Below are 13,020 nucleotides of genomic sequence, written 5' to 3'. Positions count from 1 at the left end.
AGGTATTAATTAAACAAATAATCATTAAATTAAAATATTTCTAAAATGGGTAAAAATTCAAATATATCCACAAAATGGTAATTATATCTGTAGATACTGTGGATAAATACAAGGGAAAATGTGTGTACTGTATCTATATATTGTGGATAAGACGTGCATATCGTGGAAAAATATCTATATATTGTGGATATACTGTATGTTAAAAATAGGGATTTATTGATATATTCTGGTAATATTGTAGAAAATAAGTTGTTTTTTTGATATTATTGTAGCTAGAGAAATTTTAAGAGAGGAAGTTTGACATTGAAAACAAGTGATTTTAAATTTGATTTACCACAGGAACTTATAGCTCAAGTTCCTATAGAAGACAGAGCTAGTTCAAGATTGATGGTATTAGATAAAGAAACAGGAGAAATTGAGCATAAAGTATTTAGAGACATAATAGAATATTTAAATCCAGGAGACTGTTTAGTTTTAAATAACACTAGAGTTATACCTGCTAGATTAATAGGGGAAAAACTTGAGACTGGTGGAAAAATTGAATTTTTATTATTAAAAAGAACAGAAGAAGATACTTGGCAAGCTTTAGTAAAACCAGGTAAAAGAGCAAAAGTAGGAACTAAGTTTTCCTTTGGAAATGGAAAATTGATTGGAGAAGTTGTAGATTTATCAGATGAAGGTTCAAGAATTATAAAGTTTCATTATGATGGAATTTTCGAGGAGATTTTAGATGAGCTTGGAAATATGCCACTTCCTCCATATATAACTGCTAGATTAGAGGAAAAAGAAAGATACCAAACTGTTTATTCAAAACATAATGGCTCAGCAGCGGCACCTACAGCAGGTCTACACTTTACAGAAGAATTATTAAATGAAATAAAAGAAAAAGGTGTAGATATAGCATTTATAACTTTACACGTTGGTTTAGGTACTTTTAGGCCAGTAAAAGTAGATGATGTTTTAAATCATAAGATGCATTCAGAATATTATATGGTCAGTCAAGATGCAGCTGACAAAATAAACAGAGCAAAAGAAAGTGGGAACAATGTAGTATGTGTTGGAACTACTAGTTGTAGGACTATAGAATCAGCTTGTGATGAAAATGGCAAGATGAAAGAAACTAGTGGTTGGACAGACATATTTATATATCCAAGTTATAAATTTAAGGTTTTGGATAGACTTATAACTAATTTCCATCTACCAGAGTCTACCTTAATCATGTTAGTAAGTGCTATTTGTGGAAAAGATAATGTATTAAATGCATATAATGAAGCAGTAAAAGAAAGATATAGATTCTTCAGTTTTGGAGATGCTATGATTATAAAGTAGGGAGGTAATAGATGCATAGTTTACAAAAACAAAAAAAGAATAACCCTATATTAAAGATTGCTTTTATATTTGAACGTGTATTAGCAGTAGTAGTTCTGATAGCAGTATTTTTAGGTACAATAGATGTATTAAGACTTATGTGGGGAGCATATATAGTTGATTTTCAAAATCCAGTACAATACAGTCAGCTTAATGATTTCCTAGCACAAATATTACTTTTAGTGATAGGTGTTGAGCTTGTAGTAATGCTATCACTTCACATACCAGGAGCATTTATTGAGGCACTACTATATGCTATAGCCAGAAAAATGTTATTACTTCCTAAAAATGAAGGGATGATAGATGTTTTAATTGGAGTTATAGCTATTGCAGGACTATTTGCTATAAAAAAGTTTTTAGTAACAAAAGACAAGAGTGCTCTTAATATAACGAGTATCCATGATGAAGAAGCAATCAAAGAACAACAAAGCAAAGAAGATAAAGATAAATCTATTTAGAAAATATATTAGATGTTTAGATTAGTAAAAATATATATTATGGAATAACTAGAAATAAAAATTATTAAGGAGAAATTTATGTACGCAGTAAGATACGAACTGATAAAAACTTGTAAACAAAGTGGTGCAAGGATTGGAAGATTACACACACCACATGGAATTATAGAAACACCAATATTTATGCCTGTTGGGACTCAAGCAACAGTAAAATCTATGACACCAGAAGAATTAAAAGAGATTGGTTCACAAATAATACTTAGCAACACTTATCATCTATATATGAGACCAGGACATGAACTTATAAAAAAAGCTGGTGGACTTCATAAGTTTATGAACTGGGATAAGCCAATACTTACAGATAGTGGAGGATTTCAAGTATTTAGCTTAGGGCCTTTAAGAAAGATAAAAGAAGAAGGCGTAGAATTTAGGTCACATCTAGATGGTTCAAAACATTTTTTAACTCCAGAAAAAGCTATGGAAATACAAAATGCGTTAGGCTCAGACATAATGATGGCATTTGATGAATGTGCACCATACCCAGCAGATAGAGAGTATGTAAAGAATTCATTAGAAAGAACAACAAGATGGTTAAAAAGATGTAAAGATGCCCATAATAATACAGACAAGCAAGCTTTATTTGGTATAATACAAGGTGGAATGTATAAAGATTTAAGAGAGCAATCAGCAAAAGAAATAACAAGTATTGATTTACCTGGATATGCAATTGGTGGACTTAGTGTTGGAGAACCAAAACCACTTATGTACGATGTACTAGAACACACAACTCCATTTATGCCAAAGGACAAACCAAGATACTTAATGGGAGTTGGTAGTCCAGATGATTTGGTAGAAGGTGTTATAAGAGGAGTAGATATGTTTGACTGCGTTTTACCTACTCGTATAGCTAGAAATGGAACTGCAATGACTAGTCAAGGTAAAGTAGTGGTTAGAAATGCAACTTATGCTGAAGACTTTACTCCACTTGACCCTGAATGTGATTGTTACGCTTGCAAAAATTATTCAAGAGCTTATATAAGACATCTTGTAAAAGCAAATGAAATATTGGGTGCAAGATTGATAACTACTCATAATCTTCAATTTTTACTAAATTTAATGAAACAAATAAGACAAGCGATAATGGAAGATAGATTACTTGATTTTAGAAATGAATTTTTTGCAAAATATGGGTATGAAATATAGGTTTTGCACTATTAATTATAATCATTTTAATATATAATATTCAATAGTACTCAAAGCTAAAGAAAGTAAATTGTTATATAAACATTTATTATGATTTACAAAAGAGTATAATTTACAAAGGAGTGAAAAATTAATGCCACAGCAACAAATAATGATGAGTGTAGGTCTATGGATAGTAGTAATAGCAATCTTTTATTTCCTAATGATTAGACCTCAAAAGAAAAAAGACAAACAATTAAAAGAAATGAGAAGTAGCCTAGGTGTAGGAGACAAAGTCATTACAATAGGTGGAATAGTAGCTAATGTAGCTAAAGTTGAAGATGATGTTGTAATATTAGAATTAGGACCAAATAGAACTAAAGTTCCATTTGAAAAATGGGCTATAGGTACAGTTCAATCTAGAAAAGAAGAAATAGAAGAACAGTAAAATAGTAATTTAAAAGCCTTTTCTCGAATATATATTAATTTGAGAGGAGGTTTTTTTATGGGAAAATCTAATTATATTTTTAAAGGTTTGGGATATGCATATATAATAACTTTGGCTGTTTTATTAGTGTATAACTTATTTTTGACATTTACAGATATTGGTGGAGATAATATAACTATGGTTGCATCATTTATAACTACTATTTCTGCAGCTATAGGCGGTTTTTACACTTCAAAACACATGCAAGAAAAGGGACTTATGTATGGGCTTTTAGTTGGACTTTTGTACATAGTGTGTATTTTTTTGACTGTGTTTTTAGCACAAGAGAGCTTCGTATTTGAAGTAGGAATGATTTATAAGTTATTGCTTATATCAGCAGCAGGAGGTATTGGAGGCGTATTGGGTGTCAACTTTAAATAGAGTTTATATTAAAGTGGTTTTGTGATATAATCAATAGGAAACAATTAGAAATGGAGGCGTTGAAAATGGAAAATAAACATGTAAAAACTTTATCTCAAGCTACTTTAAAGCAAAGTGCTGCAAAAGGTGGATGTGGAGAGTGTCAAACTTCTTGTCAATCAGCTTGTAAGACTTCTTGTACAGTTGCAAATCAAGAGTGTGAAAGATAGAAAAGTATTGATTTAGTTGTTTGTAAGAGGGTATCTCAAAATGGTTCTTTTATCATTAATGAGGTATCCTTTTTTATTTTTTTTGTCTCCATCTGCGCGAATGAAACCTTCCTTAAAATAACACCCATGATGTAATTCATCACTAAGCTCTGTTGAAATAATAAGGAATATATACATACAAGGGATGAGAAGTATATCAAAATAATTGACTATTTTGATATACTTCCTAATTTTTTGTATTTTATCTAAGTACTTCTTCTTCTGGCAAACTCCACAATTCTAAATTTATCAATTCTATGTCGAGATTCAGTATGCTGGATAAATCGTGTATCTTCAAGGTATACTTCGCTTCGTATAACTACAACATGAGTATCACCATTTAAATCCATATACTGTTTGTCCTCTTTAGTTACAGGTTCAACAGTAATTTCTTTTCGAGCATAGCTTAAATTTAAGCGTAATTTTTTTTCTATATAATCATATAGAGAATCCTCTGCTATATCTTTTGTTAAATTAGGAACTATGTTTCTTACTAAATAATCTTTATCAAGGATTATAGTTTCATTATTTATTTTACGCTGCCTTAAAATATAATGAATTTCTGGTAATTTTTTTGTCTCAAATCTATCCTTTAAGAATTGAGGACATGGAATTGTATTAAAATCAAGGACAATGGTTGAGCTTTCGATTTCGAGTTCGCTTTGAGATTCTGCAAATTCTTTATAGCTAGATAGATTTGATGCAGATAGTACAAATTTTTTTGCATCTATAATCATATTTCCCTTACGTGGTTTTTTTTGTATATACCCCTCATCCGATAATAATCTAAGTGCCTTTCTAACCGTTTCCCTTGATGTATCATAATTCTCAGCTAAAGTTTGTTCACTTGGCAAATAACTTCTTACAGGATAATCACCATCAATTATTTGTTCTTTTAAGTCCGTATATATAGAAAAATACTTGTTCATATTTCTATTCACCTCTCTACTACCTTAATTTACATTATATAGTATACTAAATAATTACAATATTTACAAAAAAAATAGTTGTACAGCTTCAGGAAAACGTATATAATTAGTATATACCAACTGGTATATACTAGATTAAGATGTTTTTGAACTATAATTATCTTAGGGGGAGAAATATGAAGCATACAGATACTCAACTAAAGCAACTTCATGATTATGTTGGAGGGGAAAGTAATATAATTTCTGTTACACATTGTGTAACAAGACTAAGATTCGTACTTAAAGATGAATCAATTGTTAACAAAGATAAGATTAAAGAATTTAAATTTGTAAAAGGTTGTCTTCATAATGGTGGTCAATTTCAAGTAGTAATAGGGCCAGAGGTAGAAAAAGTATACAAAAAATTTATTGACGTAAATAAAATGAATCCAGATCATAAGTCAGCATCAAAAAATGACAGTTCTAAAAAAAATTTATTCCAAAGATTACTAGGTTCATTAGCTGAAATATTCATACCATTATTACCAGCTATAATAGCAGGTGGTCTAATATTAGGATTTAGAAATATTATTGGAGATATACAGTTTGGAGGGGCTACATTAGCTTCAAAAAGTGTATTTTGGAATGGTGTGTATCAGTTTTTATGGTTACCAGCCCAAGCTATATTCCACTTCTTACCAGTAGGTATTACATGGTCAGTATCTAAGAAGATGGGTACAAGTCAAATACTAGGTATAGTATTAGGATTAACATTAATATCACCTCAATTATTACCACCAGCTCAATTAGCTACAGGTGAATTATTATATTGGGATTTTGGATTTGTTCAACTAGCTAGAGTAGGATATCAAAGTCAAGTTATTCCAGCAGTATTAGCAGCTCTGACAATGAGCTATATGGAAATAGGATTAAAAAAGGTTATACCAAGTGTTATATCAATGATTTTTGTTCCGTTTATAACATTATTAACATCAGTAATATTAGCACATGCATTTATTGGACCAGTAGGACGTTTTATTGGTGATGGTATAGGGAATATGGTTGGTTCTGCAATTACAGGTCCATATAGTATAATATTTGCGTTCTTGTTTGGATTATTATATGCACCTATTGTAATTACAGGGGTACATTATGTATTTAATGCAGTAAATTTACAGCTTATAGCAACTTTAGGTGCTACACCATTATTCCCACTAGTAGCGCTAAGTAATATTGCACAAGCATCATCTAGTTTAGCTATTGCAGTTATGAATAAAAACACAGAAGAAAGAGAAATATCTATTCCATCAACAATATCAGGATACCTGGGTGTTACTGAACCAGCAATGTATGGAGTAAATTTAAGATACAAGTTCCCATTCTATTGTTCTATGATAGGTGCAGCATGTGCTTGTGCTGTAGCCAATGCTTTTGGAACAATGGCAAATAGTATAGGTGTTGGAGGTTTACCTGCAATTTTAAGTATCCAACCTCAGTATTGGCTGATATTTACAGGTGCGATGGTTGTAGCTATAATAGTGCCATTCTTCCTTACAGCAGCAGTATATAAAAAGAAAGAATTATCAGGAGAACTTGAATTTACAGAGGTATTAAATAGTTAAGAGGAATAAGGAGAATTAGACATGAGAGTATTATTAATAGATATCGATTCATTAAGACCAGATCATTTAGGGTGCTATGGGTATCATAGAAATACATCACCGAATATTGATGAAATAGCTAGTGAGGGTGTAAGATTTAGCAACTATCACTGTTCAGACGCACCATGTTTACCATCAAGAACAGCTTTAATGACTGGACGTTTTGGCATACATACTGGAGTAGTTAATCATGGCGGTGTTGCAGCCGATTTCAGATACGAAGGTATTAATAGAGATATGGAAGACAGACTTTCTAAAGAATGCTTACCAGCAATATTTAGGAAAAAAGGAATGAAAACAGCATTAATAAGCCCATTTGGTGAGAGACATTCAACTTGGTCATTCTACGCTGGTTTTGATGAAATATACAATACTGGTAGAAGAGGAAGAGCGTCAGCAGAAGAAATAAGTCCAACAATACAAGCTTGGTTAGATAGAAATGCAGATGATGATGACTGGTTTTTATATGTGAACTATTGGGATCCACATACACCATATAGAGCACCTAGTGAGTATGGAAATCCTTTTGAAAATGAACCATTAAAAGATTTTTATACAGAGGAACTATTAGAGAAACATATGAAGGCTGTTGGGCCCCATACATCACAAGAACTATATTCTTACCATGACAATCCAAAGCCAGAAATGCCAAGAGCACTTGGTAAATTAACAAACTTTGAGGATTTAAGAACATTTATTGATGGATATGACATTGGTATTCATTATGCAGACTATCATGTTGGTAAAATAATAGAAAAGCTAAAAGAAAATGGTATCTATGAGGATACAGCGATTATAGTAACTGCTGACCATGGAGAGAATTTAGGAGAACTTGCTATTTATGCAGAGCATGCTACTGCTGATAAGGCAACAACGAATATTCCAATGATTATTAAATGGCCTGGTTCTAGAAAAGGTGTGGAGGATAAAGGTCTTCACTATAACCTTGACTTATGCCCAACAGTAGCTGATATAGTAGATGTTGACAAACCATGTATATGGGATGGTGAAAGTTATGCATCAAGTATATTTGAAGATATTGAAACAGGGCATGATGAATTGATAATAGGGCAAATGGCTCATGTTTGTCAGAGAGCAGTTCGTTTTGAGAACTATATGTACATAAGAACATACCATGATGGATATTATCTATTCCCTAAAGAAATGTTATTTGATCTAGAAAAAGATCCATATGAAACTAACAATATAGCAAAAGAGCATCCGGAGATTTGTAAGGAAGCAGTTTATAGATTGAGTAATTGGCATGATGAAATGATGATGACAATGGATAATCAAGTAGATCCATTGTGGACTGTAATAAGAGAAGGTGGTCCACATCATGCCAAAGGTCATTTAAAAGAATACATAAAAAGGTTAGAGGTAACAGGTCGTGGTGGAGATGCGGTAGAAGAATTAAAGCGTAGACATCCTTATGAATTAGTGTAACATATGTAGATAAATAAATCGCCTTTATATTGTGATTAACTATTTTAGTTAATTTAATATAGAGGCAATTTAATAATTATAGTAAATTTTATGATATTAAAATTAGTATAGATGAAAAAGAGGGGGTAGAACAATATATGAAGCATTTATCAGTACTTATAAAACCAGCATCATCATTATGCAATTTAAGATGCAAGTATTGTTTTTATGCTGATGTAAGCGATGCAAGAAAAATTAAATCTTATGGAATAATGAATGATAGTACAATGAAAAAATTAATTGATAATGTATATAGAGATCTAGAAGAGAATGACATTATCACATTCGCCTTTCAAGGAGGCGAACCAACTCTTGCTGGGATAGACTTTTTTAGATTATTTGTTGAATATGTAAATACTAAAAATAGTAAGGTTAAAGTTCAATATGTTATTCAAACAAATGGAACTTTAATTAATGAGGAGTGGTGTCAATTTTTAAAAGAAAATAGATTTATTGTGGGACTATCTATTGATTGCATGTCAAATAATCATAATGAAAATAGGGTTGATGCTAATCAAAAAGGAACATTTAATCAAGTTATTAAAACAAAGGAGATGTTTGATAAAAATTCTATTGACTACAATATATTATGTGTTTTGACTAATAATATTGCGAGATATCCTAAAAAAGTATTCTCGTTTATTATTGATAATAATATTAAATATATTCAATTTATACCATGTCTAAATGATTTAGATTGTTCAAATGAGTCAAAACATGCATTAAAACCTGAAAGATTTTCAAGTTTTTACAAACAAATATACCCATTATGGGAAGAAGAATATAAAAAAGGAAATTATATTAGTATTGGACTAATTGATAATATAGCTAATTTATTAACAAGAGGTAGAACAGGAACATGTGGCATGTCGGGACAGTGTCAAATACAGTATGTTATAGAAGCTGATGGTGGGGTATATCCATGTGATTTTTATGTGTTAGATGAATATAAGATAGGAGATATAACTAAAGATTCTCTTAAAGAGATATTCAATAATAAAAAGGCACAACAATTTATTAATAATAAAGAAGAACTCACGCAAATCTGTAAAAATTGTGAATATGTCAGATTATGTAATGGAGGATGTAAAAGAATGCAAAAATCTATGTACATAAATAAGGATAATACATATTGTGGATATAACGATGTTTTAGCATATATCTTAAATTCACTAAATCGTATTATCTAATACAAAGAAGGAAGTGAAATATATTGCATATTGGATTAATTTATTTTTTTGTTATTATTTTTGCTAATACTGTAGGTGCTGTATCTGGCATGGGAGGAGGTGTCATAATAAAACCATTATTTGATGCTATTGGCGTACACTCATTATCAGAAATATCATTTTATTCAAGTGTGGCTGTCTTTACAATGGCTATTGTATCTACAATTAAGCAAATAAAAAACGGAATTAATATAAATTATAAGTTAACTATAGCGATTTCTAGTGCATCAGTAATTGGAGGGGGGATTGGAAATACATTATTTCAAACTTTGCTAAAGATATGTAGTTCAGAAAATACAGTTATGGGAATTCAAATAATATTAACAATAATATCTTTAGGATTTGCATATTTGTATACTAAAAAATCGTGGAAATCTTTAGAGCTTAAAGATATTAAATGGTATGTGTTGGTTGGTGGGTTTTTAGGTTTATTATCTACATTACTTGGAATCGGTGGTGGTCCAATTAATATTGCGATTATTATGCTTTTCTTTGGGATACCTATAAAAGAAACAACAGTATATTCTATAATTATAATATTATTTTCGCAACTATCTAAGTTAGCTTCAATAGGTTTATCTGTCGGATATGCAAGATATGATTTAAGTTTGTTAGTATTTATAATTCCGGCGGCTATACTAGGTGGAAGTCTAGGAGCAAAACTGAGCAAAACTTTAAAGGATGATACAGTATTGGTAGTTTACCAATATATTGTTGTTTTTGTAATATTTTTAAATGTATTAAATGGAGTAAAAATTAATTATTAAATATAAATATGTGCACAGTAGAAGGGGGAGTTATGTTAGATTTTAAAAAAAGTACAGTATATCAGATATACCCAAAATCATTTAATGATACTAATGGTAATGGTATTGGAGATTTAAATGGGATTACAGAAAAATTGGATTATCTTAAAAACTTAGGAGTAGATTATGTATGGATAACACCATTTTTTGTATCACCTCAAAAAGATAATGGATATGATGTAGCTGATTATTATAATATAGATCCGTCATATGGAACTATGAAAGATCTAGAAAATTTAATAAAAGAAGCAGACCAAAGAGAAATAAAAATAATGCTTGATATGGTGTTTAACCATACATCTACAGAGCATCAATGGTTTAAAAAAGCACTTGAAGGTGATCCATATTATAAGGATTTTTATATATTTAAAAAGGGTGTAGATCATAAGGCTCCTACAAATTGGATTTCTAAGTTTGGTGGTTCAGCATGGGAATATGTTGAAAAATTCGATGAGTATTATTTACACTTATTTGACAAAACACAGGCAGATTTAAATTGGGAAAACCCATCTGTAAGAAAAGAATTGGTTAATGTATTAAAATTCTGGATGAATAAAGGAATTAAAGGATTTAGATTTGATGTTGTAAATCTAATATCTAAACCTGAAAAATATGAGGATGATTATGAAGGTGATGGAAGACGTTTCTACACTGATGGACGTAGGGTACATGAATTATTAAAAGAAATGTGTATAGAAAGTGGAATGGTAAAGAGAAATATGCTAACTGTAGGGGAGATGTCATCTACATCTATTGATAACTGTATCAAGTATTCTAATCCAGATGAAAAAGAGTTGTCTATGTGCTTTAACTTCCATCATCTTAAAGTAGATTATAAGAATCAAAACAAATGGGATCTACAAGATTGTGACTTTATGATGCTAAAAAATCTTTTAAATGAGTGGCAACTAGGTATGCAAAATAATAATGGATGGCAAGCTGTTTTCTGGAGTAACCATGATCAACCACGTATTATATCCAGATTTGGTGATGATAAACAATATTATAAAGAGTCAGCGAAGATGCTAGGAACAATGATTCACTTTTTAAGAGGAACACCATATGTTTATCAGGGTGAAGAAATAGGTATGACTAACGCATATTTTAATGATATAAATCAATATGTGGATGTAGAAAGTTTAAATTATTATGAAATATTAAGGTCAAAAGATATTAATGAAGCAGAGATATATAAGATTTTACAAGAAAGGTCAAGGGATAACTCTAGAACTCCAGTGCAGTGGGATGATACTACTAATTCTGGATTTAGTAGTGGAACTCCATGGATTCAAGTAATTGATAATTATAGGGATATTAATGTTGATAAAAATTTAAAAGATAAAGATTCGATTTTATATTATTATAAAAAAATGATTACTTTAAGAAAAGAGCTAGATGTAGTAGCGTATGGAGATTTCAAGCCATTGTTAGAGGATAGCGATTCTATATTTGCATATGAAAGAACTTTTGAAAATGAGTCACTGATTGTTATAAATAATTTCTATGGTGAAGAAAACGAAGTTGTATTAGATGTTAAAGACTTAGACAAATATAAAAATATTTTGTCAAACTATAGTAATAGTATTTTAAATAGTTCTATGAAGTTAAGGCCATATGAATCAATGGTTCTATATAAAAAAGATTAATATTATGTTGGGAGATGAGCTTAATAATATGTTATCAATTTTCAAGAAAAATAGGAGTAAGACATCAATACATGCATTTGTTTCTGGTAAAGTAATACCTATAGTTGAGGTAAATGATCCTGTTTTCTCATCTAAAGTTTTAGGGGATGGATTAGCTATATATCCTAATGATGGATTAATAGTTTCACCATGTAATGGTGAAATAAGTTTGACTATGGATGATAGTAAGCATGCAGTTGGATTGAAATTATCAAACGGTATGGATATTTTGCTTCATGTTGGCATTGAGACAGTTTCTTTGAATGGTGAAGGATTTGACCTTTTTGTCAAAAAAGGAGATAAAGTAAAAAAAGGGGATAAGCTAATATCATTTGATAAAGATTTAATTAAATCACGTGGTTTACAAGATGTTGTTATCATGGCTATTACTAATTATGAAAGCTATAAAAATATTAAGTATTTCACTAATTGTGATGCAATTATAAATGAATCAATTATTGTAGAGGTTTAAATATAATGTATGATTTTAGCAAATTATATCATATACTTAAATTAACGATTAGGTATTTATATTAATCAGTACCTAATTTTTTATAATAAGTTAAAGTTGTATGTAAGTTTTATTTACACAAACTTACATACAGTTTAGTTTACTATTTCATACTTATTATATTTTTAGATACGACTAAATCCATAGTATCTTTAATCTCTACTTAAGTTATACCCTCTCTAGGATTATCTACTGATAAAGATATTTTTTTCTATCTTCATCTGCAAATGTCATTAATTGATGCCTTGACAGCAGCACCACTTGCAGCTAGTTCAAAAGCACCAATAGTATTAACTACAGAAGAACTTTCTAAGTCACAAGAAGAAGTAGTTGAGTTAAGACTTAAAAATGCTACTAAGTTAGTACAAATAGGTGAAGGAATAGCTAAAAATGCTATTGAAAAAATAGCAGAAAAAATAAACTTATTTACTAAGAACTAATAATATATAAGATCTGATGTTATAAGCTTGTTTAGATAATATAAAATTATACAAGGTGTTTAGATAAGATATAATGTCTATAATATAAAATTATACAAGGTGTTTAGATAAGATATAATGTCTATAATATAAAATTATACAAGATGCTTAGATAAGATATGATGTCTACAATAT

Annotated in this window: 13 protein-coding genes and 1 pseudogene; 13 read left to right on the top strand and 1 reads right to left on the bottom strand. The window is 30.0% G+C overall.

Going from position 1 to position 13,020, the window contains the following annotated elements:
- The first annotated feature begins 303 nt into the window (after positions 1 to 303).
- The 6 genes from queA to scfA all read left to right on the top strand — a co-directional run bounded on the left by queA (position 304) and on the right by scfA (position 4,082).
- Positions 304 to 1,329 (top strand): tRNA preQ1(34) S-adenosylmethionine ribosyltransferase-isomerase QueA, encoded by a 1,026-nt coding sequence (queA, locus tag KGF46_RS07335; RefSeq protein WP_227827579.1) that lies wholly within the window; start codon positions 304 to 306, stop codon positions 1,327 to 1,329.
- A gap of 11 nt (positions 1,330 to 1,340) precedes the next feature.
- Positions 1,341 to 1,826, top strand: coding sequence for a phosphate-starvation-inducible PsiE family protein (locus tag KGF46_RS07330; protein ID WP_227482100.1), 486 nt, complete (start codon positions 1,341 to 1,343; stop codon positions 1,824 to 1,826).
- 78 nt (positions 1,827 to 1,904) lie between these two features.
- Positions 1,905 to 3,026: a tRNA guanosine(34) transglycosylase Tgt gene (tgt, locus tag KGF46_RS07325; protein WP_227861902.1), complete on the top strand. Its 1,122-nt coding sequence runs from the start codon at positions 1,905 to 1,907 to the stop codon at positions 3,024 to 3,026.
- A gap of 133 nt (positions 3,027 to 3,159) precedes the next feature.
- Positions 3,160 to 3,453 (top strand): preprotein translocase subunit YajC, encoded by a 294-nt coding sequence (yajC, locus tag KGF46_RS07320; protein WP_227827577.1) that lies wholly within the window; start codon positions 3,160 to 3,162, stop codon positions 3,451 to 3,453.
- A 57-nt stretch (positions 3,454 to 3,510) separates the two neighbouring features.
- Complete coding sequence (locus tag KGF46_RS07315) at positions 3,511 to 3,873, top strand: TIGR04086 family membrane protein (RefSeq protein ID WP_227827576.1); 363 nt, start codon at positions 3,511 to 3,513, stop codon at positions 3,871 to 3,873.
- A 65-nt stretch (positions 3,874 to 3,938) separates the two neighbouring features.
- A complete protein-coding gene (scfA, locus tag KGF46_RS07310) occupies positions 3,939 to 4,082 on the top strand; it encodes a six-cysteine ranthipeptide SCIFF (RefSeq protein WP_009891067.1) in 144 nt (47 codons plus the stop codon).
- A gap of 245 nt (positions 4,083 to 4,327) precedes the next feature.
- Here scfA and treR read toward each other — a convergent pair whose 3' ends face one another.
- Positions 4,328 to 5,050, bottom strand: a complete 723-nt coding sequence (treR, locus tag KGF46_RS07305) for a trehalose operon repressor (RefSeq protein WP_227827575.1) — start codon at positions 5,048 to 5,050, stop codon at positions 4,328 to 4,330.
- 176 nt (positions 5,051 to 5,226) lie between these two features.
- Here treR and treB point away from each other — a divergent pair, with 176 nt between their 5' ends.
- From treB to KGF46_RS07270, 7 genes and pseudogenes are all read left to right on the top strand, one after another.
- A complete protein-coding gene (gene treB, locus KGF46_RS07300) occupies positions 5,227 to 6,651 on the top strand; it encodes a PTS trehalose transporter subunit IIBC (protein ID WP_227827574.1) in 1,425 nt (474 codons plus the stop codon).
- Positions 6,652 to 6,672: 21 nt separating this feature from the next.
- Positions 6,673 to 8,136, top strand: coding sequence for a sulfatase (locus tag KGF46_RS07295; RefSeq protein ID WP_227827573.1), 1,464 nt, complete (start codon positions 6,673 to 6,675; stop codon positions 8,134 to 8,136).
- 137 nt (positions 8,137 to 8,273) lie between these two features.
- Positions 8,274 to 9,365 carry a radical SAM/SPASM domain-containing protein gene (locus KGF46_RS07290; protein WP_227827572.1) on the top strand — a complete coding sequence of 364 codons (1,092 nt, stop codon included), beginning with the start codon at positions 8,274 to 8,276 and terminating at the stop codon, positions 9,363 to 9,365.
- A gap of 23 nt (positions 9,366 to 9,388) precedes the next feature.
- Entirely contained in the window at positions 9,389 to 10,171 is a 783-nt protein-coding gene (locus KGF46_RS07285; RefSeq protein ID WP_227827571.1) for a sulfite exporter TauE/SafE family protein, read from the top strand.
- 32 nt (positions 10,172 to 10,203) lie between these two features.
- Positions 10,204 to 11,856, top strand: coding sequence for an alpha,alpha-phosphotrehalase (gene treC / locus KGF46_RS07280; protein WP_227827570.1), 1,653 nt, complete (start codon positions 10,204 to 10,206; stop codon positions 11,854 to 11,856).
- 28 nt (positions 11,857 to 11,884) lie between these two features.
- Positions 11,885 to 12,367: a glucose PTS transporter subunit IIA gene (locus KGF46_RS07275; RefSeq protein ID WP_227861901.1), complete on the top strand. Its 483-nt coding sequence runs from the start codon at positions 11,885 to 11,887 to the stop codon at positions 12,365 to 12,367.
- Between the two features lie 272 nt (positions 12,368 to 12,639).
- Positions 12,640 to 12,846 (top strand): annotated as a pseudogene (locus tag KGF46_RS07270) (cell wall-binding repeat-containing protein); the annotation flags it as partial.
- Between the last annotated feature and the right edge of the window lie 174 nt (positions 12,847 to 13,020).

Origin of the sequence: Clostridioides sp. ZZV14-6153, assembly GCF_020657855.1 — a bacterium.
Lineage (GTDB): Bacteria > Bacillota > Clostridia > Peptostreptococcales > Peptostreptococcaceae > Clostridioides.
The sequence above is the reverse complement of the archived record's forward strand: the minus strand, read 5'-3'. Positions and strand labels throughout refer to the sequence as shown.

Bases quoted from the DNA above. Each gene is read 5' to 3' on its own strand.
- KGF46_RS07330 (WP_227482100.1), top strand. From the start codon at position 1,341: ATGCATAGTTTACAAAAACAAAAAAAGAATAACCCTATATTAAAGATT.
- tgt (WP_227861902.1), top strand. From the start codon at position 1,905: ATGTACGCAGTAAGATACGAACTGATAAAAACTTGTAAACAAAGTGGT.
- yajC (WP_227827577.1), top strand. From the start codon at position 3,160: ATGCCACAGCAACAAATAATGATGAGTGTAGGTCTATGGATAGTAGTA.
- KGF46_RS07315 (WP_227827576.1), top strand. From the start codon at position 3,511: ATGGGAAAATCTAATTATATTTTTAAAGGTTTGGGATATGCATATATA.
- scfA (WP_009891067.1), top strand. From the start codon at position 3,939: ATGGAAAATAAACATGTAAAAACTTTATCTCAAGCTACTTTAAAGCAA.
- treR (WP_227827575.1), bottom strand. From the start codon at position 5,050: ATGAACAAGTATTTTTCTATATATACGGACTTAAAAGAACAAATAATT.
- treB (WP_227827574.1), top strand. From the start codon at position 5,227: ATGAAGCATACAGATACTCAACTAAAGCAACTTCATGATTATGTTGGA.
- KGF46_RS07295 (WP_227827573.1), top strand. From the start codon at position 6,673: ATGAGAGTATTATTAATAGATATCGATTCATTAAGACCAGATCATTTA.
- KGF46_RS07290 (WP_227827572.1), top strand. From the start codon at position 8,274: ATGAAGCATTTATCAGTACTTATAAAACCAGCATCATCATTATGCAAT.
- treC (WP_227827570.1), top strand. From the start codon at position 10,204: ATGTTAGATTTTAAAAAAAGTACAGTATATCAGATATACCCAAAATCA.
- KGF46_RS07275 (WP_227861901.1), top strand. From the start codon at position 11,885: ATGTTATCAATTTTCAAGAAAAATAGGAGTAAGACATCAATACATGCA.